We start from the raw sequence: 24,666 nt of genomic DNA, 5'->3' as shown, positions 1-24,666 counted from the left end.
GGAAAATGCCCGAACTGCCGGAAGTCGAAGTCACCCGACGGGGAATCGAACCCTACGTCGCCGGAAGGCGCGTCGAGCACGTCGACGTGCGCACGCCGGCGCTGCGCTGGCCCATCCCGCCGCATCTTGCGAAGACGCTTGCAGCGTTGAAGATCGACAAGGTCGAGCGGCGCGGCAAGTATCTGCTGTTCGAAACGGCGGAAGGCTGGCTCATCGTGCATCTCGGGATGACGGGCACGCTGCGTGTGCTGCGCAACGTGCCGCGCCCGCCGGATGCGGCGAAGCACGATCACGTCGATTTAATCTTCGACGACTTTATCCTGCGCTTTCGCGATCCCCGCCGCTTCGGCGCGATCCTGTGGCATCCGCGCAGCGACGGCGACGTGCTCGATCATCCGCTGCTCGCGAGTCTCGGCGTCGAGCCGTTCTCGCCGGAGTTCTCGGGCGCGGTCCTGTTCCGGGCGACGCGCGGGCGCAAGGTATCGGTGAAACAGGCGCTGCTGGCCGGGGATATCGTCGTGGGCGTCGGAAACATCTATGCATCGGAGAGCCTGTTTCGCGCGGGCATCCGGCCGACGACCGCAGCCGGGCGCATCTCGCTCGTGCGCTACGATCTGCTCGCTGACGCCGTCCGCGCGACGCTGGCCGCGGCCATCGAGAAAGGCGGCAGCACGCTGCGCGATTTTGTCGGCAGCAACGGCGAGTCGGGATACTTCCAGCTCGACTACTTCGTCTATGATCGCGCGGGCCTGCCGTGCCACGTATGCGGCACCGCGATCAGGCAAATCGTCCAAGGGCAGCGGTCGACATACTTCTGTTCGCGCTGCCAACGCTAACTTCCATGCTCGCACTCACAGATTTCTCCGCGCGTCTGATCGCGTGGCAACGCATTCACGGCCGGCATGACTTGCCGTGGCAGAACACGCGCGACGCATATCGCATCTGGCTCTCGGAAATCATGCTGCAGCAGACGCAGGTTTCGACGGTCATCCCGTACTACGCCCGCTTTCTCGAACGCTTTCCGACCGTGACCACGCTCGCCGATGCGCCCATCGACGACGTCATGGCGCTATGGGCCGGCCTCGGTTACTACTCGCGCGCGCGCAATCTGCATCGGTGCGCGCAGGTCGTCGCCCATGAGCATGGCGGCGCGTTCCCGGAGACCGTCGATGCGCTTGCGGAACTGCCGGGCATCGGCCGGTCGACGGCTGCGGCGATCGCATCTTTCGCATTCGGTGCGCGCGCGACGATCCTCGATGGCAATGTGAAGCGCGTGCTTGCGCGCGTCTTCGGCGTGGACGGCTTCCCCGGCGAGAAGCGTGTCGAAAACGCGATGTGGACGCTGGCGGAATCGCTGTTGCCCGACGCCGCCGAAAAGGAAGACGTGACCGCCTACACGCAAGGGCTGATGGATCTCGGCGCGACGCTCTGTGTGCGCGGCAAGCCGGATTGCGCACGATGTCCGTTCGCGCCGGATTGCGTCGCGAACGTCGAGGGAAGGCAGCGCGAGTTGCCGGCTGCGCGGCCGAAGAAGGCGGTCCCGACGCGCAATACGTGGATGCTGGTGCTGAAGGACGGCGATTCGATCCTGCTCGAGAAGCGTCCGCCGACGGGCATCTGGGGCGGCTTGTGGAGCCTGCCCGAAGCGCCCGACGAAGCGACGCTCGTGGCCGTCGCGCAGAACTTCGGCGGCGAAGCGCATCTGGAGCGCCTCGCTCCGCTGTCGCACACGTTCACGCACTTCAAGTTGCAGATCGAGCCTCGGCTCGGGCAAGCGAGCGGCGCGCCGGCACAAGCGATGGACGCGGCTACGGTCTGGGCGCCGTTATCCCGCATCGATTCGTTCGGCGTTCCCGCGCCCGTGCGCAAGCTGCTCGACGCGCTGACCGGCTCGCTGATTTAAAGCAGTTGATGATGCTGCATATAGTGATGCACCACGTCGATGCGCGCGCCGGCGTCGAGCAGTTCCATCAGCTTTTGCCGGGCGCGCATCGGAATCGGCAGGATTTCGGCGAGGCGATTCGATACCCACGTGGGGTCGTCGAAAAGGAAAGGTTCGACGAACGGCAGGTTCTGCGGCTCGCGCGTCTTGATCGTCTCGATGATCCGCTCCAGCACTTCCGCGCACGCGCCGAACTTTGCGAGCGCCTCGGCGCCCTGCAGCGGCCGGTCTTCCCCGTATAGCTCCGCCGTGCCGACGAGCAGATTGCTAGGCTCGACGCGATGCGTGATCAGCTGGAAGCGCTCCGTTCCGCGCGCCTGCACGAGCAGCAGCCCGAAGGTGTCGACGTCGCATTCGGTGATTTCCGCGAGGCACCCGACGGTTTCGGGCACCGAAGGATCGCCCGGCGAGGCGACTTCATGCCCGCTCTTGAGCAGACATACGCCGAACGGCGTGCCTTCGCGCAGACAGGCGCGCGCCATGTCGAGATAACGCGCCTCGAAGATCTTGAGCGGCAGCAGGCCGCCGGGAAACAGGACGGTGTGCAGCGGAAACAGCGGCAAGTCGGCTAGAACGGGATTCGAGGACATCGCGCCCCTCCAGGGTGACCGCAAGCGCGATCAGTTTTGCATGTGCGTCGCGCTCTCGTCCACGGGGATGGGCGCATCACGATGCCGCACGATCACGTTTGCCTGCGCGCGAAAGCGCGCGGCAAGCGCCTCCGCGATGTACACCGAACGGTGCTGCCCGCCCGTGCAGCCGATCGCGACCGTCAGATAGCTGCGGTTGTCGTCGCGAAAACGGGGCAGCCACTTGCCGACGAATCCGCCGATATCGTCGATCATTTCGCCCACCAGCGGCTGCGCGGACAGATAGTCGATGATCTGCTGATCGCGGCCCGTGAACGGGCGCAACTCGCGGTCGTAGTAGGGATTCGGCAGCGTGCGCACGTCGAAGAGAAGATCGGCGTCGAGCGGCACGCCGCGCTTGAATCCGAACGATTCGAACATCAGCGTGAGATCGGCGGCGTCCGTTTCGACGAAGCGTTTCACCCATGCGCGCAGCACGTTCGCGCGCAGGTTGCTGGTGTCGATGTGATGGCCGTATTCGGCGAGGCCCGCGACCAGTTCGCGCTCGCGTTCGATCGCTTCGCCGAGCGAGTTCAACACGCCGACGCTCGCATCGTGCACCGGCGGCCCGGACAGCGGATGACGGCGGCGCGTCTCCGAAAAGCGCTGAATCAGCGACTGCGTGCTTGCGTTGAGGAACAGCACGCGCAAGTCGTACGCGCTCGAAAGATTGTTGATGATCGCCGGCACTTCGTCGAGTGAGAGACTCGAGCGGGCGTCGATCGCGACGGCGAGCCGTTGCTGTCCTTCGCTCGCGAGGTACGCGGCGAGTTCGGGCAGGAAGCGCGGAGGCAGGTTGTCGACGCAGTAGTAACCGCCGTCTTCGAGCGCGTTCAGGGCGACGGACTTGCCGGAGCCGGAAATGCCTGTGATCAGGATGATACGCATGGGATTGTGCTCGTTCGCTTTATCTTAGCACCGGCATATATCCGTATCCGGCGCGGCTCCATCCGGGCCGCGCGGGTCAGATCAGTTTGCCGGGAAACTGGCTGTCCGGGTCCTGCATCGCGAGCCGTTGCCGATCCATGAAGTCGCGCAAGGTATCGATACCGCGCAGTTGCAGGATGGTATTGCGCACGGCCGCCTCGACCAGCACAGCAAGGTTGCGGCCTGCCGCGACCTGAATCGTCACTTTGCTGATCGGCAGCCCGAGCACATCGACCGTCTGGCTCTCGAGCGGCAAGCGCTGAAATTCGCCGTCCGGACGACGCACGAGCTGCACGATCAGCTTCAGCTTCATCTTCCGGCGCACGGCGGTTTCGCCGAAGATCGTCTTGATGTCGAGCAGGCCGAGGCCACGCACTTCCAGCAGATTCTGCAGCAGGGGCGGGCAGCGTCCTTCGACGAAATCCGGGCCAAGCCGCACGAAATCGACGGCGTCGTCGGCAACCAGGCCATGGCCGCGGCTGATCAGTTCGAGACCAAGCTCGCTCTTGCCGAGGCCGGAATCGCCGGTGAGGAGCACGCCCATCCCGAGGATGTCGATGAACACGCCGTGCAGCGTCGCACGCGGCGCGAGAATGCGCGACATATAGGCGCGCAGGCTGTCGATGACCGCCGCCGCCGACATGCGCGTCGTGAAGAGCGGCGTCGACGAGCGCGTGCAGCGAAGCACGAGTTCCGGCGGCGCGCCCACTTCGCCCGCGACGACGAGAAACGGCGGCTCCAGCGCGATCAGTTCGGCCATGTGGCGCGAGCGGTCTTCGTCGGACTGGCGCTGGTAGTAGTTGATTTCGGCGTCGCCGAGCACCTGAATGCGGTTCGGGTGAATCAGGTTCAGGTGGCCGACGAGGTCGGCGCTCGATGTCGCGTTCGCGACGGTCTCGCTCGAGAAGCCGCGTTCCCAGCCTTCATGCCCGGTCAGCCAGCTGAGCTTCAGAGCGGCGGCGTTGTCGTCGAAAATACTTTGGGCGTTGATGCTGGACGTATCCATGAGGCCGGGACTCCGTTGGAAGCCGGGAGCAGCCTTCGCGTGCCGGAACGGTTTGCACCGATCCACCGCATGGCGCTGCTTTTGACCGATTGTGCCGCAGAAGCACCGCCTGCGCGAGACGCCCGTGCGCAACGAGCGGCGCGGGGCGTGCGTCGGATGCGTTGTTTGCCAGTGTGTGCCCGATCAGGGCTGCCATTGCGTGAGGACCTGATACAGCGCCTCACGATTTTCTTCCTTGTGCAGACGCTCGCGCGCCTCACCGTCGGAGAGCAGTTGCGCGATCTCCGAGAGGATCTCCAGATGCTGCTGCGTGGCCTGTTCGGGCACGAGCAGGAAGATCAGAAGCGACACCGGCTGGCCGTCCGGCGATTCGAACGCCACCGGCTCCGCCAGACGCACGAAGGCGGCGAGCGGCTGCTTCAGCCCTTTGATGCGGCCATGCGGAATGGCGACGCCTTCGCCCAGGCCGGTCGAGCCGAGGCGTTCACGAGCGAAGAGGTTGTCGGTAACGGTACTGCGGGCGATGCCGTTCTGGTTCTCGAAGATCAGGCCCGCTTGCTCGAATACGCGCTTCTTGCTTGTAACGGACAGTCCGAGAACCACGTTCTCGATGGGAAGAAATTTGGCTAAACGATTCATGTTGGCAGGCTGATGCGTGGCCTGATAGCTCCTCATCGTGGCTGCTGTCTGAAAGCGCTCACGGCGATGATGAAACAAAAGGTGCGCTTGGCGGCGTTCCCTGCAGCGTTCTGTTCGGCAAGCCGAAATTAACCGGGCCATTATAGAACAGGCCATAGCGCGATGGTGCGCCGCGCCATGACGTATCGCTGCATTGAAATGTGCAGCACAAAGTTCGGAAAATCAATGCTTTGTGCCACGCTGCCACGCAAAGTGCAACAAAAAAGCCGCCGATTGGCGGCTTTCATGGCTTGCAGCTCCGCCCGGGCGTTCCGGCGATTCGAGGAACTCTTCAAATCACGCCCGCCGTTTGACGGGCGGGCCTGCCGGTTCCGCGCCTCCCGGCGCTCGCGGATTCGCGTGCTGCGCGCTCAGGGCGACGGTGCTTCGCTTTGATGCACTTCCTCGCGGTACTTCACGGCTTCATGGGCGTGGCCCTGAATCTTGTCCTTGTGCCTGATGACTTGCCGGTCCAGCTTGTCGACCATCAGGTCGATCGCCGCGTACATATCAGCGTCACAACTCTCGATGAAGATGTCCTTGCCCTTCAGGTGAAGGTTGATTTCAGCCTTGTTGCGCTTGTCCTTTTCCCTACTATGAGTGTCGACCGAGAGGACAACGTTGGCATCCATCACTTGATCGAAATGACGGAGCACTCTGTCCAGCTTCGTGATCACGAACTCGCGCAACGCAGGCGTCAATTCGAGGTGGTGTCCACTGATCTTCAGATTCATAGTTGCTCTCCAAGCTAATGGCCGTTGAATCACGGCGGCTTGCCCGATACCGGTCGGCGGGGCGCCCGTCCGTGTGCTGTCTGACGACGCGCAAGGAGCGGACCGCACCGGCCGGCTCGTACTCGCTCGCGCGATACGGCCGGTAAAAATCCGCCACGACATGCGGCGGATCACAGAGACGGGATCAAAGAGACTTGCGCAGATTCACTGCGGGGATTCTGAGGGCTTCGCGGTACTTCGCAACGGTGCGCCGCGCAACCACGAAACCCTGTTCCGCCAGCAGTTCGGCAATGCGGCTGTCTGAAAGAGGAGTTTTGGGGTCTTCCGCTCCTATCAGTTGCTTGATGAGGGCCCGGATCGCCGTTGACGACGCCGCACCCCCTGTGTCGGTTGAAACGTGCGATCCAAAGAAGTACTTAAATTCAAGCGTCCCGAATGGGGTGAGCATGTACTTCCCGCTGGTCACGCGCGAAACCGTTGATTCGTGCAAGCCCAGCGTATCAGCAATTTCCCTTAAAACCAAGGGCCGCATGGCGATTTCGCCATGTGCAAAGAAGTTCTTCTGACGTTCGACAATGGCCTGTGCGACACGAAGAATCGTCTCGAAACGCTGCTGGATGTTCTTGATCAGCCAGCGTGCTTCCTGCAGTTGCTGACGCAGCGAACCGCTGCCCGGATCGCCGCGATTGTTCCGCAAAATGTTCGCGTACAGATGGTTGATCCGCAGCTTCGGCACGATTTCCGGATTCAGCTCCGCCGTCCAGCCGCCCGACGTCTTGCGCACCAGAATGTCGGGTACCACGTAATCCGCTTCGCTTTTCCCGTACGCGGCGCCCGGAAACGGCTCCAGCGACTTGATCAGCAAATGCGCGTCCCGCAGCGCGTCGTCGCTTGCCTTGAGTTGCTTGCGCAGGCGCGTGAAGTCGCGCGCCGCAAGCAATTCCAGATGATTCGTGACGATATCCAGCGCCAGCGTTCGCGTAGGCGACGCATCGAGCCGGAGCAACTGCAGCTTCAGGCATTCCGACGCGGACCGCCCGCCGACACCCGGCGGGTCGAAGCTCTGTAGCAACGCCAGTGCCGCGCTGAGTTCGTCGACATCGACTTCGAGTTCGTTGGGCAAGTCCGCCTGGATCTCGTCGAGCGAAGCGGTGAGGTAACCGTCCTCGTCCAGCGATTCGATCAGGAACGTGATCAGCGCCCGGTCACGCTGATTCGCCTGCGTCATGCGCAGTTGCGCGGTCAGATGATCGCGCAGCGTGGTCGTGGATTCGTGGATTTGCAGCGGCGGGAGATCGTCGTCGTCCGATGCGTTGTTCGAGCGGCCATAGTCTTCGAGATTCCACGAACTGGAATCCGTGCCGCCGTCCGAACTCATGCCGTTGTATTCGTCGACGCCCTGCGGCTCGCTGTTTTCCGAACGTTCGGAACTCGATGAACTCGAGCTCGAGCCGTTGCTCGTCATCGGCTCGGACGAGGCGCCGCTGGGAGCCGGCGACGTGATGAGCGAACCATCGGCTGCGACGCGCAGCGGGCTTGCGATCCAGTCGTCCTCGTTTTCCAGCAGCGGGTTCTGCGCGACGGCCATGGCCACTTCCTGCTGCAATTCGAGCGTCGACAGCTGCAGCAGCCGGATGGACTGCTGCAGTTGCGGGGTGAGCGCAAGATGCTGCGATAGGCGGAGTTGGAGGCTGGCTTTCATGGCAAAGTTTTATTTCATTGTAGAGAGTTTGCCACGCGCGCGAAACCTCGCAGCGAATCCAAAAAAGCGCGTGCCGCCTCGGCGGGCGGCACGTAAGTTTTGCTACTCTCGTTGCGATGCGGCGCGCTGACCGGTCGATCATCCGCATCGCCGGACGGGCGCTACATGCGGAAATGCTCCCCGAGATACACGCGGCGCACGCTCTCGTTTTCGATAATCTCGCTCGGTGCGCCGGCCGCGAGCACCGAGCCGTCGCTGATGATGTACGCGTGGTCGCAGATGCCGAGCGTTTCGCGCACGTTGTGGTCCGTGATGAGCACGCCGATGTTGCGCTGCTTCAGGAACTTCACGATCTTCTGAATCTCCAGCACGGCGATCGGATCGACGCCCGCGAAGGGCTCATCGAGAAGGATGAAGCTCGGATTCGTCGCGAGCGCGCGGGCAATTTCCACGCGACGCCGTTCGCCACCCGACAGCGACAGCGCCGGATTCTCACGCAGATGCGCAATCTGCAGTTCGTCGAGAAGCGCTTCGGCACGCTGCGTGATGACGTCTTTCGCCAGCCGCTTGCCCGATGCGTCCGTCTGCAGTTCGAGCACCGCGCGAATGTTCTGCTCGACGGTCAGCTTCCTGAACACCGACGCTTCCTGCGGCAGATACGACAGCCCGAGATGCGCGCGCTGGTGAATCGGCAGCAGGCTGATGGAGTTGCCGTCGAGGTCGATTTCGCCAGCATCGAGCGGCACGAGGCCGACGATCATATAGAACGACGTGGTCTTGCCCGCGCCGTTCGGACCGAGCAGACCGACGACCTCGCCGCTCTTCACGTCGAGCGACACGTCCTTGACCACCGTGCGCGAGCCGTAACGCTTCTTTAGATTGCGGACGGCGAGCGAGCTCGACTTGCCGTCCGGCTTGGCTTGAGGCGTGGCGGAGGCGTTCACTGCTGCGGCGTTCCTTGAATGGTGGTCGACGGGGCGAGGGTGGCAGGCGCGCCGTTGAGCGGCGCGGCGCCGCCCGAACGCGGCGCGAGCATCGCGCGCACGCGGCCGCTCGGATTGCCGGGGCCGGCGACGTCCTTGCCGGCGGATGCCGTATAGAAGTCCTTCTGGCCGTCGTAAGTGATGACGCTGCCGCGCACTTCGTCCTGAACCGTCGTCAGGCTCTGCAGGCGGCGCACGACGGCGCGCGTCGTGAGCTTGGTGAAGTCGTTCTTGCCGTCGTAGTCGATACGCACGGCATTGCCTTCGATGTACTCGTTGACGTTGTCGCGCTTCTGGCGGAAGTACGAGAGCGAATTGCCGCTCGATGTGCCGGTCGCGTATTGATAGCCCTGCGGGTCCTGCGTCACGTCAACGCGATCGGCGCGGATGATGATCGTGCCTTTCGTCGCGACGACGTGACCGGTGAAGACGTTCTTCTGGTTCAGATCGTCGTAGGACATATTGTCCGCTTCGATGTTGAGCGGCTTGTCGCGGTCGGCCTTTTCGGCGTGCGCGGCCGGCGCGAAACCCGCGAGCGGCAGCGCGACGAGCGTGGCGACGGCGGCGCACAGCGCGGCTCGCATCACCCGCTTGGCGCGTGCAGCGCGGTGCGCGAGCGTTGCGCGCACGGGGCCGCCATCGGGATGAGGGAAGCTTTGATTCATGCAGTCACAGTTCGGATGGAATGCCCGGGATGGGCTTACTTGGAAGCGCCGCCGTTGATATCCGAGGCGGCGATGGCGCCGCGCACGTTACCGAAGAGCTTCATTTCCCGGGTGACGTTGTTGTAGTTCATGCCGTTGGCGGTCATCACCGACGGACCGCGCTGAAGTTTAACCGGCTTTTCCGTTTCGATGACATCGTCGTTCACCAGCACGCGAAAATGCTGCGAATCCGCCTGCATCTGCGGATCGCCGAAACCGGCGGCGCGGAGGATGCGCGCGTTGTCGTAAAGATCGACGATGGACACGTCCCCGTTCACCGTGCCGCGCTCCGCCGTGGCGGTCACGGTCGGCTTCTGCGGCTGGAACATGCGCATGGCGGGCAGCGTCAGCTCGCTGATTTCGTCGTCCTCGTAGTGCAGCATCGACTTCGCGGTGAGGCGATATTGCGTCGTGCCGGTCGTATCGAGTTCGGAGACGGAGAAGTTCTCCGCGAAATAGTCGGGCGTGTGGCGCTTGGCCTGCTCGGGCGCCTGCGGTGCGGAAGGAAGCGTCGCCTGCAGGAGCCAGTAGGTGATGCCCGCGAGCGCCGCCATGGCGAGGAGCGGCAGGAGCGAGGCGAGGCGTCGGGTCTGCGGCATCGCGTCAGGCTCCGAGCGCCGCGGCGAGCAAGTCGTCGTAGCGGCCTTGCGCGCGAAGGATCGCATCGCAGACTTCGCGCACGGCGCCGTGGCCGCCGCGAAGCGTCGCGACAAAGTGCACGCGCTGAATGACTTCGGCGTGGGCGTTGGCCGGCGCGGCCGCGAAGCCGCAGCGGCTCATTACCGCGAGATCGGGCCAGTCGTCGCCCATGTAGCCGGCGTCGGCGGCCGAAATGCCGGTCTTCGCGAGCAATTCATCGAGCGCGGCCGTCTTGTCTTCCACGCCCTGATACAGATGCGTGATGCCCAGTTCCTTCGCGCGCGCCGCGACGATGCCCGACTGCCGGCCGGTGATGATCGCCGTCTGCACGCCGATGCGCTCCAGTTGCTTCAGGCCATAACCGTCGAGCGAATTGAACGACTTCATCGTGTCGCCGTCGGCGCTGAAGTACAGGCTGCCGTCGGTGAAGACGCCGTCGATATCGAACGCCATGAGCCGGATGCGGCTCGCGCGCTCGGCGGCGGGGGAAGGCTTCTGCGCCATCAAATTACCTTCTTGGAGAAGAGGTCGTGCATGTTCAGTGCGCCGATCAGCGTCGCGTTCTCGTCGACGACCAGCATCTGATTGATGCGATAGCGCTCCATCAGTTCCACGGCTTCGACGGCGAGATGGTCCGGTCCGATGGTGCGCGGATTGCGCGTCATCACGTCGGCGAGTTTCATCGAGCGGAAATCGCCGTCGCGCTGAAGGATGCGGCGCAGGTCGCCATCCGTGAAGATGCCTTCGACGTGACGGTTTTCGTTGACCACGGCCGTCATGCCCATGCGCTTGTCGGTGATCTGAAACAGCGCGTCCGATACGGTCGCGCCGAGCGGCACGACGGGCACTTCATCGCCCACGCGCATCACGTCGCGCACGTAGGTCAGCAGACGCCGGCCGAGCGCGCCGCCCGGATGCGAGCGGGCGAAGTCGTCGGGGCCGAAGCCGCGTGCGTCGAGCACGGCGACGGCGAGCGCGTCGCCGAGCGCCATCGCGGCCGTGGTGCTCGCGGTGGGTGCGAGATTCAGCGGGCACGCTTCCTTTTCGACGCGCGCGTTCAGATGCATGTCCGCCAGTTGCGCGAGGCTCGACTCGGGGCGTCCCGTAATGGCGATGAGTTTTGCGCCGAGGCGCTTGATGAGCGGCAGGATGGCGACGAGCTCTTCCGTTTCGCCCGAGTTCGACAGCGCGATGAAGATGTCGTCGGCGGTGACCATGCCCAGATCGCCGTGGCTCGCTTCGGCGGGATGCACGAAGAACGCCGGCGTGCCGGTGCTCGCAAGCGTCGCCGCGAACTTGCGCGCGACATGTCCCGACTTGCCGATGCCCGACACCACCACGCGCCCACGGCAGCCGAGCAGCACTTCGACAGCGTTCGTGAAATTGTGGTCGAGAAGGTCTGAAAGCCCGCGAACAGCGTCGGCTTCGATCTGGATTACGTTGCGAGCCAGCGCCAGCGCCCGGTCGCCATTGATTTTCGCTATCATTCGCTGAGTATACCAAAGGCGTTTCTTCGCCGCGCCGCATGGGGCGTGGCGTTCGCCCGCGAAACTCCCTGGCGCCAGGGGCTTTTCAAGACGCCGGATGCGTCTTCGACGCGTTTCGGAAACCTGACGAACGAGGACGCTGGACGGATGACCTCTCCGCTGGAATTGACGCTGCTGTTGCTGCTGTGTTCGGTGGCGGGCGTCGTGATCTTTCGCTTCTTCAATCTGCCGCCAATGCTCGGTTATCTGGCGGTTGGCATCATCGTAGGTCCGCATGCGGCCGGCATCGCGCCGGACACCGAGCAGGCCCAGCATCTCGCCGAATTCGGCGTGGTGTTCCTGATGTTCTCCATTGGTCTCGAATTCTCGCTCGCCAAGCTGCGGACGATGCGGCGCATCGTGTTCGGCCTCGGCGCGAGCCAGGTCGCCGCGACCGTCGTGCTCGCGCTGCTGTTCGGCTGGATCGCCCACTTCTGGGTCACCATGTCGTGGCAGGCGAGCTTCGCACTCGGCGGCGCACTGTCGATGTCTTCCACTGCGATCGTGAGCAAGCTGCTGGCCGAACGGCTGGAACTCGAATCGGAGCATGGCCGCAACATCTTCGGCGTGCTGCTGTTTCAGGATCTGGCGGTGGTGCCGCTGCTCATCATCATCGCGGCGTTCGGCAACGGCAATTCGTCGCAGCTTGCGATGTGGCTCGGCATCGCGGCGGTGAAGATCGTCGTCGCGTTGACGGTGCTGCTGTTCCTCGGCCAGAAGTTCATGACGCGCTGGTTCGACCTGGTCGCGCGCCGCCGCTCGCAAGAGCTCTTCATGCTTAACCTGCTGCTGGTCACGCTCGGCGCGGCGTTCATCACGGACAAGTTCGGGCTGTCGCTCGCGCTCGGCGCGTTCATCGCGGGAATGCTGATCGCGGAAACGCCGTACCGGCATCAGGTGGAAGAGGACATCAAGCCGTTCCGCGACGTGCTGCTCGGCCTGTTCTTCGTGACGACCGGCATGCTGCTCAACCCGCGCGTGATCTGGGAGCATCCGTTCCTCGTGCTCGCGTTCTTCTTCGTGCCGATTCTGCTAAAGGCCGTGATCGTCACCGGGCTCGCGCGGCTGTTCGGCTCGCCGCCCGGCGTTGCGATGCGTACGGGCCTCGGGGTCGCGCAGGCGGGCGAATTCGGCTTCGTGCTGCTCAATCTGATCCTCGATTCGCATCTCGTCGACCCGATCATCCTTCAGGCGCTGCTCTCCGCGATGCTGCTCTCGATGCTCGCCGCGCCGTTCATCATCCAGAACGCGGACCGGATCGTGCTGCGGCTGTCGTCGACGGAATGGATGCTGCAATCGCTGCAAATGACGAAGATCGCGACGCAAAGCCTGAAGCAGAGCGGCCACGTGATCATCTGCGGATACGGCCGCGCGGGACAAAACCTCGCGCGCATGCTGGAGCAGGAAGGCATCGCTTACGTGGCGCTCGACCTGGACCCGGATCGCGTCGCGGCGGCGGCGGCGGCGGGCGAATCGGTCGTGTTCGGCGATGCCGGGCGGCGCGAATCGCTCGGCGCGGCGGGCCTGAACCGCGCGGCCGCGGTCGCCATCACGTATGCGAACACGCCGTCCGCGATGCGCGTGCTGCACAACATCCACGAACTTGCACCGACGCTGCCCGTCATCGTGCGCACCGTCGACGACGCCGATCTCGAAAAGCTGACCGCCGCAGGCGCGACGGAAGTGATTCCGGAGATCGTCGAAGGCAGCCTGATGCTCGCATCGCACACGCTCGTGCTGATGGGCGTGCCGATGCGCCGCGTGGTGCGCCGCGTCGAGGAAATGCGCGACGCGCGCTACAGCCTGCTGCGCGGCTACTTTCACGGCGCGGACGACTTCGAGGACGACGATGGCCACGAGCAGGTGCGGCTACAATCCGTACCCATCGACGAAAAATCGGACGCCGTCGGGCACTCGCTCGACGATCTCGGGCTCGTCGGCAATGGTGTCGAGGTGACCGCGATCCGGCGTCACGGCATCCGGGGCGTCGAACCCGACCCGGAAACGAAGTTGCGCGCGAACGATATCGTCGTTCTGCGCGGGCTGCCCGAAGTGCTCGCGCAAGCCGAGGAACGGCTCTCGCGCAATCGCCGGGCGGCGTAATCTCATCCTGATTCAGGCGGCGCGCGGCCTCACAGCGCGGCTATCCCGGAGAAGTCATGTCTCATACCCCTTCGAGCGCCCCGTCCGACGCCGCGCGCTTCATCAAGGAACGCGTGCGCACCGTCGAAAACTGGCCGCAGCCCGGCGTGCAGTTCCGCGACATTACGCCCGTGCTGCAAGACCGGAAGGCGCTGCGCACGCTGATCGACCTGTTCGTGCAGCGTTACATCGACGCCGGCGTGAACGTGATCGCCGGCATGGATGCGCGCGGCTTCATCATCGGGCCGATTCTCGCGTACGAACTGAGTCTCGGCTTCGTGCCAATCCGCAAGAAGGGCAAGCTGCCGTATCGCACGCTGGCGCAGTCGTATGAGCTGGAGTACGGCAGCGCGACGGTCGAGATTCACGAGGATGCCTGCAAACCGGGCGATCGCGTGGTGATCGTCGATGATCTCGTCGCGACCGGCGGCACGATGATGGCCGGCAAGATCCTGCTCGAGCGGCTCGGCGCGGAAGTCGTCGAAGCGGCGGCGATCATCGACCTGCCCGATCTCGGCGGCTCGAAACTGCTGCGCGACGGCGGCGTGCCGCTCTACACCGTCTGCGAATTCGGAGGGCATTGAGATGCCGCACTTCCTGCTGTTTCTCGCGGCATCGGTTGCAATCACCGTCGCGCCGGGGCCGGACAACCTGCAGGTGCTCGCACGCGGCATCTCGCAAGGGCGGCTGGCGGGCGTCGTCGCCGCGCTCGGCTTTGCGTGCGGCGTGATCTTCCACACGACGCTTGCCGCGCTCGGCGTCGCCGCGCTGCTGCGTTCATCGCCGGTCGCGTTCCAGGCGGTGAAGCTCGCCGGCGCCGCTTATCTGGTGTGGATCGGCATCAAGGCGCTCAGAAGCCACGGGCTCGCGACGGCGCACGAGCGCCCGAGCCAGCCACTGTCGACCGTGTTCCGCCAGAGCGTGATCGGCAATCTGCTGAATCCGAAGGTCACGCTGTTCTTCATCGTGTTCCTGCCGCAATTCGTCGATCCGCACGGCGCGCAAAGCGTGATGCTGCAAATGTTCGAACTGGGCGGCCTGTTCATGCTGCAAACCGTCGTCGTGTTCTCGGTGTTCGGCATCGGCGCGGGAATGATCGGCGCGTGGCTCAAGCGCCGTCCGCGCGTCGGCGCGTGGCTCGATCGGCTCGCGGGCGTCACGTTCATCGCGCTGGGCGTTCGCGTCGCGTTCAAGGACTGACACATGAGCTTGCCTTCGATCATCGCGGCCCGCCGCTTCGACGCTTCGGCGCATTTGCCGTTTCTGTTCGGCGATGAGCGCGTCGGCTGGATTCGCCGCACGGACGCCGGGCTGCTCGCGCGCTGGCCGGAAACCTTCGTGATCGACGACCAGACCGTGCGGCTGCATCCGACGCTCACCAACGTGGACACGCGCACGGCGGCGCTCGCAACGGTCATCGCCGCGCTCCGCGCCGACGGCAAAATTCCCGGCTGGCGCGACGAGACGTTCGCGATCCGCAATCACTTCGACGCCGCGCCGCTCGCGTTCATCGAGCGCGCGGCATCGCGCTTCTTCGGCACGATGACCTACGCGGTGCATCTGAACGGCATCGTAAAATATCGGGACAGTGCGCCGCAGTTGTGGATTGCGCGCCGCAGCGACACGAAGGCGGTTGACCCCGGCATGCTCGACAACGTCGTGGCGGGCGGCATCGGCTGGGGAATGGGCGTCGAGCCGACGCTCGTGAAGGAATGCTGGGAAGAGGCGGGGATGCCCGCGGAACTGGCGTCGACGGCCACGCCGGGCGGTGTGTTCCATGTGCTGCAATCCATTCCCGAGGGCACGCAGGCAGAGCAGCTTTTCGTGTACGACGTCGTGTTGCCGGAGAGCTTTGTCCCGCGCAATCAGGATGGCGAGGTGGGCGAGCATCGGCTTGCGCGCATCGAGGATGTCGCGCGGTGGATCGAAGAAGGCGCGCTCACCGTCGATGCGAGCCTCGCGACGCTCGATTGCCTGCTGCGCCATCAATGGATCGACGCGGACGCCTGCGAAGGTCTCGACGCGATTTACGCGCCGCCCCAAGTGTGAAATCAAGCATCAACGAATGAGCAAGGAGTGACCGGTTCATGTCGACCGAACATAGTTTCATCCTGAAGTTGTCGTGCCCGGATCGTCCGGGAATCGTGCATGCCGTCTCTGGTTTCCTGTTCGATCTCGGCGCGAACATTCTCGATTCCGCGCAATTCGGCGACAGCCGCACCGGCGAGTTCTTCATGCGGGTGCATTTTCAGGAAGTGGGCGGCGATCCGGGCGTGGACGCGCTGCGCCGCTCGTTCACCGCGCTCGCCGATGAGTTCGGCATGCAATGGGAATTGCACGATGCATCGGTGAAGCCGCGCGTGGTCATCATGGTGTCGAAGATCGGCCATTGCCTGAACGACTTGCTGTTCCGCTATCGCACGGGTCAATTGTCGATTGAGATTCCGGCGATCGTGTCGAATCACAAGGATTTTTACCAGCTCGCCGCAAGCTACGACATTCCTTTCCATCATTTGCCGCTGATGAACGCGACGCCAGAAGGAAAAGCGGCGCAGGAATCGCGCGTGATGGAGATCATCGATCAGCACGAAACGGATCTCGTCGTGCTCGCGCGCTATATGCAGATTCTGTCGCCCGAGATGTGCGACAAACTCGCCGGCCGCGCGATCAACATTCACCATTCGTTCCTGCCGAGTTTCAAGGGCGCGAAGCCGTACTATCAGGCGTTCGATCGCGGCGTGAAGCTGATCGGCGCAACCGCGCATTACGTGACGACCGATTTGGACGAAGGCCCGATCATCGAGCAGGAAGTGGAGCGGGTGGACCACAGCATGACGCCGGACCAACTGACGGCGATCGGCCGCGACGTCGAATGCGTGACGCTCGCGCGCGCGGTGAAGTGGCATGTGGAGCATCGCATCGTGCTGAACGGAAGTAAAACCGTCGTGTTTCGTTAAAGCGCCGGTTTCTGGCCGGACACGAAAAAGCCCGCTGGTCATTCGACTCAGCGGGCTTTGTCTTTTAGTCTTTTAGTCTTTCAGTCTTTCAGTCGCGGCAAAGAATCAGACGAGCCGCAGGTAAATCAGTTCGCGCTTGATATACGCATAGAAAATAGGCGCGGCGATGACGCCTGGCAGGCCGAATGCGGCTTCCATCGCCAGCATCGCGAGAAGCAATTCCCACGCGCGCGCTTCGATCTGGCCGCCGATAATGCGCGCGTTCAGAAAGTATTCGAGCTTGTGAATGACGATGAGAAAGGCGAGCGATGCGACCGCTGTTCCGAACGACACGGACAGTGAGATGCCGACGATGATCGTATTGGATATCAAATTACCGATTACCGGCAGCAAGCCGACGATGAACGTGATCAACACGAGCGTCTTCGAAAGCGGCAGGCGTTCGTGAAATAGCGGCAGTGCGACGAGAAGATAAAGCGCGGTAAAAACCGCGTTGATCGCGGAAATCTTGATTTGCGCAAAAACGATGCGCCGGAACGCATCTGAAAAACGCTGAACGCGCGTGACGAGCGCCGTCGAAAGCGGCAGCCGATGCGATTGCTTCGGCACGCCCACCGCGACGATCGCGCCGATGATCATGCCAATCAGGATATGCCCGAAGCCGCGCGCCATCTCGCGGCCGCCCTGCTGCAATTGCTCGGCGTGGCGGTGCATCAGATCGGCGGCGCGTTCCTTCATCTGGCCGGCATCGACGGGCAAGTAGGTGGCGATCCAGTTCGGCACGCGCAGCCGCGCATGGGAGGTGATCGTCATCAACTGGTCGAGCAGTTTCTGCATGCTCGGGACGTCGCGTTCGAAGTGCTCGATCGTCGCGATGGTCGCGCCCGTCAGCCCGCCGATGATGATCGCCGATATCAGCACCACCGCAATGAGGCGCGCGCCCTTGCTCATCACATGACGCTCGATGACCGGCGCGATCATGTGGACGAGCTGGAACACGAGCATGCCCGCGAGGAGCGCGCCCAGCAGTTTGAGATGGAGCACGGAGAACATCGCGAGAAACGCCACGAGATAGCTGCCGATCTCGACCGCCGAGAGTTTCGGCATGCTCATGTCGCTCGTCAGCCTGACGGGGCGCGCGGGAAGGTCCCGTACGCGTCGCTCCTCGTTGGCCGCTTCGTTGCGCTTCCCCATGACTGCGTTCCCTTTCGCTGCTGGTTACAACGGTTGTCCGTACCGCGGCGCGCGGCTTTTGTCTTGTCACCGCGCCCGCGCCGGCATCACGCCGCCGATTTCGGACGCTGCAGCAAGGGCGCGAGATACCTTCCGGTAAAGCTCGCCTTCGTCTTCGCGACCTGCTCCGGCGTCCCCTGCGCGATGATCTGCCCGCCGCCCGCGCCGCCTTCCGGACCGAGGTCGATGACCCAGTCAGCGGTTTTGATCACGTCGAGATTATGCTCGATGATGACCACTGTGTTGCCCTGATCGCGCAGCCGGTGAATCACTTCGAGCAGCAGCGCGATGTCGTGGAAGTGCAGCCCGGTGGTCGGTTCGTCGAGGATATAGAGTGTCCGACCGGTGTCGCGCTTGCTCAGTTCCAGCGAGAGCTTGACGCGCTGAGCCTCGCCGCCCGACAACGTGGTCGCCGACTGGCCGAGCCGGATGTAGCCCAGGCCGACGTCGAGCAGCGTCTTGAGCTTGCGCGCGACCACCGGCACCGGCTTGAAGAACTCGTGCGCGGCTTCTACCGTCAGGTCCAGCACTTCGCTGATGTTCTTGCCTTTGTACTGGATGTCCAGCGTCTCGCGGTTGTAGCGCTTGCCGTGGCACACGTCGCAAGGCACGTAGACGTCCGGCAGGAAGTGCATTTCCACCTTGAGGACGCCGTCGCCCTGGCACGCTTCGCAGCGTCCGCCCTTGACGTTGAACGAAAAGCGGCCCGCCTCGTAGCCGCGTTCCTTCGCGGCCGGCACGCCGGCGAAGAGTTCGCGGATCGGTGTGAAGAGACCGGTATAGGTGGCCGGATTCGAGCGAGGCGTGCGGCCGATCGGCGATTGATCGACGGCGATCACCTTGTCGAAATGCTCCAGACCTTCGATCGATTCGTATGGCGCCGGCTCCGTCGACGAGCCGTAAAGATGCTGCGCGACCGCGTGCTGAAGCGTGTCGTTGATGAGCGTCGATTTGCCCGAGCCCGACACGCCCGTCACGCACGTCAGCAACCCGACGGGCAGATCGAGCGTCACGCGCTTCAGGTTATTGCCGTAGGCCTCGACGATGCGCAGCCGCCGCTCGTCCGGCGTATTGCGCTTTTCCGGGTAGCTGATCGTGCGCTTGCCCGACAAATACTGCCCCGTGATCGAGTTCGGGTCTTTCTGCACCTGATTCGGCGTACCCTGAGCGACGATCACGCCGCCATGCTCGCCTGCGCCCGGCCCCATGTCGACGACGTAGTCGGCCATGCGGATCATGTCCTCGTCGTGCTCGACGACGATCACCGAATTGCCGATATCGCGCAGATGCTTCAACGTATCGATCAGACGGTCGTTGTCGCGCTGATGCAGGCCGATCGACGGTTCATCGAGCACGTACATCACGCCCGTCAGTCCGGAGCCGATCTGCGAAGCAAGCCGGATGCGCTGCGCCTCGCCGCCCGAAAGCGTTTCGGCGCTGCGCTCGAGCGACAGGTAATCCAGCCCGACGTTATTCAGAAACGAGAGCCGCGCGACGATTTCCTTCACCACTTTGTCGGCGATCTCGGCCTTCGAGCCTTCGAGCCGCAGTGACTCGAAGTAGCCGAGCGTGTCGCGCAACGGCCAGCCGCTGACTTCATAGATGCCGCGTGCGTGCTCGCCCGTGCCGATTTTCACGAAGCGCGCCTCGCGCCGCAAGCGCGTGCCGTCGCACGCGGGGCACGGCTGATTGTTCTGATACTTGGCGAGTTCTTCGCGCACGGCGGCGGAATCCGTCTCGCGATACCGCCGCTCGAGATTCGGAATGATGCCTTCGAACGCATGCTCGCGAACCGACGCGCGCCCGCGCTCGTTGATGTACGAGAACGGAATCGACTGTTTGCCCGAGCCGTAGAGCAGCGTCTTGCGCACTTTCTCCGGCAACTCTTCGAACGGGGCGTCGATGTCGAACTCGTAAAACGCCGCAAGGCTCTGCAGCATTTGAAAATAGAACTGATTGCGGCGGTCCCAGCCCTTCACGGCGCCCGCGGCCAGCGACAGCGACGGATGCGCCACCACGCGCTTCGGATCGAAGAACGTGATCTGGCCGAGGCCGTCGCATTCGGGGCACGCGCCCATCGGATTGTTGAACGAGAACAGGCGCGGCTCGAGTTCGGGCAGCGAATACGAGCAGATCGGGCACGCGAACTTCGAGCTGAAGAGCTTCTCGCGATCCGTGTCCATCTCGAGCGCGATCGCGCGGCCGTCCGCGAGACGCAGCGCCGTTTCGAACGACTCCGCGAGGCGCTGCTTCATGTCCGGGCGCACTTTCAGGCGGTCGATGACGACGTCGATCGTGTGCTTGTCGTTCTTCTTGAGCTTCGGCAGCGAATCGACTTCATAGATTTTCGCGACGCCTTCGTTCGCCGTGCCGCCGCCCGACCGAATGCGAAAGCGGATAAAGCCCTGCGCCTGCATCTCCTCGAAAAGCTCGGCGTGCTCGCCCTTGCGGTCGGCGACCACGGGCGCCAGGATCATCAGCTTGGATTCTTCGGGCAGCGCCAGTGCGGCATCGACCATTTGGGAGACGCTTTGCGCTTCGAGCGGAATCAGGTGATCCGGGCAATACGGCGTGCCGACGCGCGCAAACAGCAGACGCAAATAATCGTGGATTTCCGTGACGGTGCCGACCGTCGAACGCGGATTATGCGACGTGGCCTTCTGCTCGATGGAAATGGCCGGCGACAAACCTTCGATCAGATCGACGTCCGGCTTTTCCATCAACTGCAGGAACTGGCGCGCGTAGGCGGAAAGACTTTCGACGTAGCGGCGCTGACCTTCGGCGTAAAGCGTATCGAAGGCGAGCGACGACTTGCCCGACCCGGACAACCCCGTAATCACGATCAGCTTGTGACGCGGCAAGTCGAGACTGACGTTCTTCAAATTGTGGGTGCGAGCCCCACGAATGCGAATTTCTTCCACGAGTTTGTTCCAGCTGCGAGCGGGAAAGGAGAAGGGCCAAACCTGTTACTATAACGACTTTTGCAGGGCGCGGCGCCCGTGCGCGGGTGCCGAAGACAGGCGCCACAAAGCCGGCGCGCCACGAGCCGTCCGTCGCATGTGGTGCCGTTTCGAGCAAGAACAAGGCGGCCGCGCCTGGCGTCCAGCCGGCCGGGCTAGACGCGACTCTCATCCATTTCCCGTTTCTGATGTCCAATCCGTCTGCCACGTCCACACGTCTGAGCGCGCCGGAACTGCGCGCGACCGTGTCGCTCGCTGCCATCTTCGCGCTGCGCATGCTCGGCCTCTTCATGATCATGCCGGTGTTTTCCATCTACGCGAAAACGATCCCCGGCGGCGACAACGTGCTGCTCGTCGGCATCGCGCTGGGCGCTTACGGCGTCACCCAGTCGATGCTCTATATCTTCTACGGCTGGATCTCGGACAAGTTCGGACGCAAGCCGGTGATCGCCTTCGGGCTGCTGGTGTTTGCGCTCGGCAGCTTCATCGCCGCGATCGGGCACTCGATGACGTGGATCATCGTCGGGCGCGTGATCCAGGGGATGGGCGCGGTGTCGTCGGCGGTGATCGCGTTCATCGCGGACCTGACGCACGAGGAAAACCGCACCAAGGCCATGGCGATGGTCGGCGGCAGCATCGGCGTCTCGTTCGCGGTGGCGATCGTCGGTGCGCCGATCGTGTTTCACTGGGTCGGAATGAGCGGACTGTTCACGGTGATCGGCGTGCTGGCGATCCTCGCGGTCGGCGTGGTGCTGTGGGTCGTCCCCGATCCGCCGATGCCCCCGGTGCACGTGAAGGCGCCTTTTGCCGAAGTGCTGCGCAACGTGGAGTTGTTGCGCCTGAACTTCGGCGTGCTGGTGCTGCACGCGACGCAGACCGCGCTATTTCTCGTCGTGCCGCGCATTCTCGAGGCGGGCGGCCTGCCGGTCGCATCGCACTGGAAGATCTACCTGCCCGTGATGGGGCTCGCTTTCGTGATGATGGTGCCCGCAATCATCGCCGCCGAAAAGCGCGGAAAAATGAAAGGCGTCATGCTGGGTGCGATCGGGCTTATCCTGTTAGGACAGTTGTTATTGGGCGCTGCTCCCCATACGCTATGGTCCGTGGCCGCCATTCTGTTCGTGTACTTCCTCGGCTTCAACGTGCTCGAGGCGTCGCAGCCGTCGCTCGTGTCGAAGCTCGCGCCGGGCACGCGCAAGGGAGCGGCTGCGGGCGTTTACAACACGACGCAGTCAATCGGGCTGGCGCTTGGCGGCGTCATCGGCGGCTGGCTGCTGAAGGTGGACGGGTCGAGCGCGGTGTTCTTCGCGTGTTCGGCGCTGGTGCTGGCCTGGCTCGTCGTGGCGGCGTGGATGAAGCCGCCGCCGCGAAAGGCCGGGCGTGCGGCATAGAAAAAGTTTTTATCATTCGAATTCAGTCAGTGCGGTGCTTTTCTAAACTCAGCCGATAAAAGATCGGCCCGGAAAGCGTCGTATCGCTGACAGTGGCAAGGAATCAACCGGAGAAATCATGGCATCTGTCAACAAGGTCATTCTCGTAGGCAATCTGGGCGCCGACCCGGAAACGCGCTACCTCCCGAGCGGCGACGCCGTGGCGAACATTCGCCTCGCAACGACCGATCGTTATAAGGACAAGTCGTCCGGCGAAATGAAGGAACTCACGGAGTGGCATCGGGTTGCGTTCTTCGGGCGTCTCGCGGAAATCGTCAACGAATATCTGAAGAAGGGTTCGTCGGTTTATATCGAGGGACGCATTCGCACGCGGAAATGGACGGATCAGGCGGGGCAAGAGAAGTACTCGACCGAAATCGTCGCAGACCAGATGCAAATGCTCGGCGGGCGCGGCGGCGCGGGCGGCGGTGGCGATGACGGCGGATACAGCCGCAGCGCGCCGATGGAACGTTCGGGCGGCGGCGGACGTGCTGCGTCCGGCGCAGGCGCAGGCGCGCGTGCAGGCGGTGCAGGTGGCGGCGCGAGCCGTCCTAGCGCCCCAGCGGGCGGCGGCTTCGACGACATGGACGACGATATCCCGTTCTAAAGCGGGCATCTGCTGAATAGCAAGAATGGGTCTTCGGCTGCTGGCTGAAGGCCCATTTTTTATTTTGATTTGCATCAAACATATTTCGATTCTCTGCACCTTCGCCGATATTCAGCGGTTGCAAATAAGCTGCCATTAGACAAGAAAAAAATAATATTAATCTAATGGGACTTGTCCTATGGCTTGCGCATTATTAGCGTCTTATGTTGAAAAACATATTCCGGCTGCGCGGGCGTTTGCTTGTTTGATGTCATCGAATACTTGATGAAGTAATGCGGTTTGCGTGCGGTCCAGTAACCGCAAAGCAATAGGAAGCGCTCCCGGATTAAAACGATTCTCGCGGCACGATATGTCGCGAGATATTCGCAAAAAATAACGGTAATGCCGGGGGATCTTTGAAGCTTCGTATAGTGTTGGCTGACGACCATCCCTTCGTACTTCTTGGGATGAAGGCGCTCTTCGACGCCGATGACGGACTGGAGGTCGTCGGCGAAGCGACGAACGTGAGAGGTTTGCTCGATGAACTCGCAAAGACATCCTGTGACGTATTGGTCACCGATTTTGCCATGCCCGAGCCCGGGCTGATTGCCAACGATGGCTTACGGCTCATCCGAAAGGTCAGGCAGGATTGGCCGCACGTAATCATCGTTGTGTTGACGAGCGTCAGTAATGTCGCGATTCTCCGATCCATTTTGAACGCAGGCGCTATGGGGCTGGTCAATAAGGCCGAGCCGATTGAACTCGTTCCTGCGGCCGTGCGGCATACGAGAGTCGGCCGTCGTTATGTAAGCGCCTCTTTCGTCGCGGCACTGGCTGAAGCGGGCAGTGAAACCGATTTTTCTCCCGAGCCGCCGCGACTTTCGCCTCGAGAGATTGAAGTGGTGACACTTTTCGCAAAAGGCCGGTCGATCACCGAAATCGCGAACGAACTCGAGCGCGACGTCCGGACGATCAGTCGTCAGAAACGCGATGCAATGAATAAGCTGGGTGTAAGGAATGACCCCGGTTTGTTTGCATTTGTAAGAGCGCGAGGACTTGGCTGAGTTTACGGCCCGTCATTTTAATTTCAGATGCATCTTATGTATTTTGACGTATGGATATCCGATGATTATCTTTCGGGAATCCGAATCAGATATGAGTTTGCACAACGCGTTGGGGTATGAGGCGATGGAATTCGGGAATGGTAACGAAGTCTTTTCGAGCGAAAGAATAACAAGGCTGGCGATCGCGGATGACCATCCGCTGGTTGTCTTGGCAATCGAACGGTTCGCTGCAAACTTTCCTAATGTCGAAGTCGTTAGCCGGAGCGCGAATTCAACGGAACTCGACGACGCACTCGCTAATAACGAATGCGACGTCGCAGTCATCGACTTCTACATGCCGGGCGGACGCCATGGCGACGGCATAAAGCTGATCCAGCACATTGCGGACACTTATCCGAATGTTCGCATCGTGGTGTTGTCGCGGACTGATAATGCCGCGCTGGTTAAAGAGGCACTCGACGCCGGAGCGCATGCGTTTCTCAGCAAAGAGGACCGGCTGGATCTCTTGTACGTGGCAATCGTCTCGGCAATCGCGAACGAAACGTATCTCGGCCCCGCCATTCGCCGCACGCTGGCTGTTGCCAACGTCGAGAGTCGAGCGCGCTTTATTCGCCAGCGGCTGACGGGGCGTGAACTGGAAGTCATCGAGCGTTATGCGCGCGGCGCGAATGTCACGGAAATCGCGAAAGATCTGGATCGCAGTGTGAAGACCATCAGCGCGCAAAAATGCGCGGCCATGCGAAAACTGGATCTTGCAACGGATGCGGATTTGTACCGTTTCATCGCAGACAGCGATCGTATTTAAACGGGGCGCAGACAGATAA

The 24,666-nt window shown here is 62.8% G+C and carries 25 protein-coding genes; 11 read left to right on the top strand and 14 right to left on the bottom strand.

What is annotated here, in order from left to right:
- Window positions 1-5 precede the first annotated feature (5 nt).
- Together mutM and mutY are read left to right on the top strand one after the other, a co-directional pair.
- Window positions 6-836, top strand: a complete 831-nt coding sequence (mutM, locus tag BG57_RS07245; protein WP_035961794.1) for a bifunctional DNA-formamidopyrimidine glycosylase/DNA-(apurinic or apyrimidinic site) lyase — start codon at window positions 6-8, stop codon at window positions 834-836.
- A 5-nt stretch (window positions 837-841) separates the two neighbouring features.
- On the top strand, window positions 842-1,903 hold the full coding sequence (gene mutY / locus BG57_RS07240; RefSeq protein ID WP_035961793.1) for an A/G-specific adenine glycosylase: 1,062 nt from the start codon (window positions 842-844) through the stop codon (window positions 1,901-1,903).
- Here mutY and BG57_RS07235 read toward each other — a convergent pair.
- From BG57_RS07235 to kdsD, 12 genes are all read right to left on the bottom strand, one after another.
- Window positions 1,900-2,532 (bottom strand): LON peptidase substrate-binding domain-containing protein, encoded by a 633-nt coding sequence (locus tag BG57_RS07235; protein ID WP_035961792.1) that lies wholly within the window; start codon window positions 2,530-2,532, stop codon window positions 1,900-1,902. The genes mutY and BG57_RS07235 overlap by 4 nt on opposite strands.
- A 30-nt stretch (window positions 2,533-2,562) precedes the next feature.
- The gene (gene rapZ / locus BG57_RS07230) at window positions 2,563-3,459 is read right to left on the bottom strand and encodes an RNase adapter RapZ (protein WP_035961790.1); all 897 of its coding nucleotides are present in this window, start codon (window positions 3,457-3,459) and stop codon (window positions 2,563-2,565) included.
- Between the two features lie 76 nt (window positions 3,460-3,535).
- Window positions 3,536-4,504: an HPr(Ser) kinase/phosphatase gene (gene hprK, locus BG57_RS07225; RefSeq protein WP_008351692.1), complete on the bottom strand. Its 969-nt coding sequence runs from the start codon at window positions 4,502-4,504 to the stop codon at window positions 3,536-3,538.
- A 183-nt stretch (window positions 4,505-4,687) separates the two neighbouring features.
- Window positions 4,688-5,143 (bottom strand): PTS IIA-like nitrogen regulatory protein PtsN, encoded by a 456-nt coding sequence (gene ptsN / locus BG57_RS07220; RefSeq protein WP_035961933.1) that lies wholly within the window; start codon window positions 5,141-5,143, stop codon window positions 4,688-4,690.
- Between the two features lie 140 nt (window positions 5,144-5,283).
- Entirely contained in the window at window positions 5,284-5,430 is a 147-nt protein-coding gene (locus BG57_RS32945) for a hypothetical protein (RefSeq protein ID WP_160174713.1), read from the bottom strand.
- 123 nt (window positions 5,431-5,553) lie between these two features.
- A complete protein-coding gene (hpf, locus tag BG57_RS07215) occupies window positions 5,554-5,916 on the bottom strand; it encodes a ribosome hibernation-promoting factor, HPF/YfiA family (RefSeq protein ID WP_035961789.1) in 363 nt (120 codons plus the stop codon).
- Between the two features lie 184 nt (window positions 5,917-6,100).
- Entirely contained in the window at window positions 6,101-7,618 is a 1,518-nt protein-coding gene (locus BG57_RS07210) for an RNA polymerase factor sigma-54 (RefSeq protein ID WP_035961788.1), read from the bottom strand.
- 161 nt (window positions 7,619-7,779) lie between these two features.
- Window positions 7,780-8,562 (bottom strand): LPS export ABC transporter ATP-binding protein, encoded by a 783-nt coding sequence (gene lptB, locus BG57_RS07205; RefSeq protein ID WP_035961786.1) that lies wholly within the window; start codon window positions 8,560-8,562, stop codon window positions 7,780-7,782.
- Window positions 8,559-9,266, bottom strand: coding sequence for a lipopolysaccharide transport periplasmic protein LptA (lptA, locus tag BG57_RS07200; protein WP_035961785.1), 708 nt, complete (start codon window positions 9,264-9,266; stop codon window positions 8,559-8,561). The genes lptB and lptA overlap by 4 nt, the downstream gene beginning before the upstream one ends.
- A 35-nt stretch (window positions 9,267-9,301) precedes the next feature.
- Window positions 9,302-9,904: an LPS export ABC transporter periplasmic protein LptC gene (lptC, locus tag BG57_RS07195; RefSeq protein ID WP_035961931.1), complete on the bottom strand. Its 603-nt coding sequence runs from the start codon at window positions 9,902-9,904 to the stop codon at window positions 9,302-9,304.
- Window positions 9,905-9,908: 4 nt separating this feature from the next.
- A complete protein-coding gene (locus BG57_RS07190) occupies window positions 9,909-10,448 on the bottom strand; it encodes a KdsC family phosphatase (RefSeq protein ID WP_035961783.1) in 540 nt (179 codons plus the stop codon).
- Window positions 10,448-11,431, bottom strand: a complete 984-nt coding sequence (kdsD, locus tag BG57_RS07185) for an arabinose 5-phosphate isomerase KdsD (protein ID WP_035961781.1) — start codon at window positions 11,429-11,431, stop codon at window positions 10,448-10,450. The genes BG57_RS07190 and kdsD overlap by 1 nt, the downstream gene beginning before the upstream one ends.
- 147 nt (window positions 11,432-11,578) lie before the next feature.
- Between kdsD and BG57_RS07180 the strand changes: the two genes are divergently transcribed.
- The 5 genes from BG57_RS07180 to purU are packed head-to-tail and all read left to right on the top strand — an operon-like array spanning window position 11,579 to window position 16,569.
- Entirely contained in the window at window positions 11,579-13,573 is a 1,995-nt protein-coding gene (locus tag BG57_RS07180) for a monovalent cation:proton antiporter family protein (protein WP_035961930.1), read from the top strand.
- Between the two features lie 56 nt (window positions 13,574-13,629).
- The gene (locus BG57_RS07175; protein ID WP_035961780.1) at window positions 13,630-14,196 is read left to right on the top strand and encodes an adenine phosphoribosyltransferase; all 567 of its coding nucleotides are present in this window, start codon (window positions 13,630-13,632) and stop codon (window positions 14,194-14,196) included.
- Between the two features lies 1 nt (window position 14,197).
- Window positions 14,198-14,812, top strand: coding sequence for a LysE family translocator (locus tag BG57_RS07170; RefSeq protein WP_035961778.1), 615 nt, complete (start codon window positions 14,198-14,200; stop codon window positions 14,810-14,812).
- Between the two features lie 3 nt (window positions 14,813-14,815).
- Window positions 14,816-15,661 (top strand): NUDIX hydrolase, encoded by an 846-nt coding sequence (locus tag BG57_RS07165; protein WP_035961777.1) that lies wholly within the window; start codon window positions 14,816-14,818, stop codon window positions 15,659-15,661.
- A 38-nt stretch (window positions 15,662-15,699) separates the two neighbouring features.
- Complete coding sequence (gene purU, locus BG57_RS07160) at window positions 15,700-16,569, top strand: formyltetrahydrofolate deformylase (protein ID WP_035961775.1); 870 nt, start codon at window positions 15,700-15,702, stop codon at window positions 16,567-16,569.
- A 105-nt stretch (window positions 16,570-16,674) separates the two neighbouring features.
- On the opposite strand, the gene BG57_RS07155 is transcribed toward purU, so the two are convergent.
- Entirely contained in the window at window positions 16,675-17,763 is a 1,089-nt protein-coding gene (locus tag BG57_RS07155; RefSeq protein WP_035961774.1) for an AI-2E family transporter, read from the bottom strand.
- A gap of 86 nt (window positions 17,764-17,849) precedes the next feature.
- Window positions 17,850-20,723, bottom strand: coding sequence for an excinuclease ABC subunit UvrA (gene uvrA, locus BG57_RS07150; protein WP_035961773.1), 2,874 nt, complete (start codon window positions 20,721-20,723; stop codon window positions 17,850-17,852).
- Window positions 20,724-20,950: 227 nt separating this feature from the next.
- On the opposite strand from uvrA, the gene BG57_RS07145 reads away from it, so the two are divergent.
- From BG57_RS07145 to BG57_RS07130, 4 genes are all read left to right on the top strand, one after another.
- Window positions 20,951-22,153, top strand: a complete 1,203-nt coding sequence (locus BG57_RS07145; protein WP_035961929.1) for an MFS transporter — start codon at window positions 20,951-20,953, stop codon at window positions 22,151-22,153.
- A 118-nt stretch (window positions 22,154-22,271) separates the two neighbouring features.
- Complete coding sequence (locus BG57_RS07140) at window positions 22,272-22,799, top strand: single-stranded DNA-binding protein (RefSeq protein ID WP_035961771.1); 528 nt, start codon at window positions 22,272-22,274, stop codon at window positions 22,797-22,799.
- 410 nt (window positions 22,800-23,209) lie between these two features.
- Window positions 23,210-23,842: a response regulator gene (locus tag BG57_RS07135; protein ID WP_035961928.1), complete on the top strand. Its 633-nt coding sequence runs from the start codon at window positions 23,210-23,212 to the stop codon at window positions 23,840-23,842.
- A 124-nt stretch (window positions 23,843-23,966) separates the two neighbouring features.
- Window positions 23,967-24,647 carry a response regulator gene (locus BG57_RS07130; protein WP_052005659.1) on the top strand — a complete coding sequence of 227 codons (681 nt, stop codon included), beginning with the start codon at window positions 23,967-23,969 and terminating at the stop codon, window positions 24,645-24,647.
- Window positions 24,648-24,666: the final 19 nt, after the last annotated feature.

Origin of the sequence: Caballeronia grimmiae (genome assembly GCF_000698555.1) — a bacterium.
Classification (GTDB): domain Bacteria; phylum Pseudomonadota; class Gammaproteobacteria; order Burkholderiales; family Burkholderiaceae; genus Caballeronia; species Caballeronia grimmiae.
The sequence above is the reverse complement of the archived record's forward strand: the minus strand, read 5'-3'. Positions and strand labels throughout refer to the sequence as shown.

Excerpts from the sequence above, each read along its gene's own strand:
- mutM (WP_035961794.1), top strand. The coding sequence starts at position 6 with ATGCCCGAACTGCCGGAAGTCGAAGTCACCCGACGGGGAATCGAACCC.
- mutY (WP_035961793.1), top strand. The coding sequence starts at position 842 with ATGCTCGCACTCACAGATTTCTCCGCGCGTCTGATCGCGTGGCAACGC.
- BG57_RS07235 (WP_035961792.1), bottom strand. The coding sequence starts at position 2,532 with ATGTCCTCGAATCCCGTTCTAGCCGACTTGCCGCTGTTTCCGCTGCAC.
- rapZ (WP_035961790.1), bottom strand. The coding sequence starts at position 3,459 with ATGCGTATCATCCTGATCACAGGCATTTCCGGCTCCGGCAAGTCCGTC.
- hprK (WP_008351692.1), bottom strand. The coding sequence starts at position 4,504 with ATGGATACGTCCAGCATCAACGCCCAAAGTATTTTCGACGACAACGCC.
- ptsN (WP_035961933.1), bottom strand. The coding sequence starts at position 5,143 with ATGAATCGTTTAGCCAAATTTCTTCCCATCGAGAACGTGGTTCTCGGA.
- BG57_RS32945 (WP_160174713.1), bottom strand. The coding sequence starts at position 5,430 with ATGAAAGCCGCCAATCGGCGGCTTTTTTGTTGCACTTTGCGTGGCAGC.
- hpf (WP_035961789.1), bottom strand. The coding sequence starts at position 5,916 with ATGAATCTGAAGATCAGTGGACACCACCTCGAATTGACGCCTGCGTTG.
- BG57_RS07210 (WP_035961788.1), bottom strand. The coding sequence starts at position 7,618 with ATGAAAGCCAGCCTCCAACTCCGCCTATCGCAGCATCTTGCGCTCACC.
- lptA (WP_035961785.1), bottom strand. The coding sequence starts at position 9,266 with ATGAATCAAAGCTTCCCTCATCCCGATGGCGGCCCCGTGCGCGCAACG.
- lptC (WP_035961931.1), bottom strand. The coding sequence starts at position 9,904 with ATGCCGCAGACCCGACGCCTCGCCTCGCTCCTGCCGCTCCTCGCCATG.
- BG57_RS07190 (WP_035961783.1), bottom strand. The coding sequence starts at position 10,448 with ATGGCGCAGAAGCCTTCCCCCGCCGCCGAGCGCGCGAGCCGCATCCGG.
- kdsD (WP_035961781.1), bottom strand. The coding sequence starts at position 11,431 with ATGATAGCGAAAATCAATGGCGACCGGGCGCTGGCGCTGGCTCGCAAC.
- BG57_RS07180 (WP_035961930.1), top strand. The coding sequence starts at position 11,579 with ATGACCTCTCCGCTGGAATTGACGCTGCTGTTGCTGCTGTGTTCGGTG.
- BG57_RS07175 (WP_035961780.1), top strand. The coding sequence starts at position 13,630 with ATGTCTCATACCCCTTCGAGCGCCCCGTCCGACGCCGCGCGCTTCATC.
- BG57_RS07170 (WP_035961778.1), top strand. The coding sequence starts at position 14,198 with ATGCCGCACTTCCTGCTGTTTCTCGCGGCATCGGTTGCAATCACCGTC.
- BG57_RS07165 (WP_035961777.1), top strand. The coding sequence starts at position 14,816 with ATGAGCTTGCCTTCGATCATCGCGGCCCGCCGCTTCGACGCTTCGGCG.
- purU (WP_035961775.1), top strand. The coding sequence starts at position 15,700 with ATGTCGACCGAACATAGTTTCATCCTGAAGTTGTCGTGCCCGGATCGT.
- BG57_RS07155 (WP_035961774.1), bottom strand. The coding sequence starts at position 17,763 with ATGGGGAAGCGCAACGAAGCGGCCAACGAGGAGCGACGCGTACGGGAC.
- BG57_RS07145 (WP_035961929.1), top strand. The coding sequence starts at position 20,951 with ATGTCCAATCCGTCTGCCACGTCCACACGTCTGAGCGCGCCGGAACTG.
- BG57_RS07140 (WP_035961771.1), top strand. The coding sequence starts at position 22,272 with ATGGCATCTGTCAACAAGGTCATTCTCGTAGGCAATCTGGGCGCCGAC.
- BG57_RS07130 (WP_052005659.1), top strand. The coding sequence starts at position 23,967 with ATGGAATTCGGGAATGGTAACGAAGTCTTTTCGAGCGAAAGAATAACA.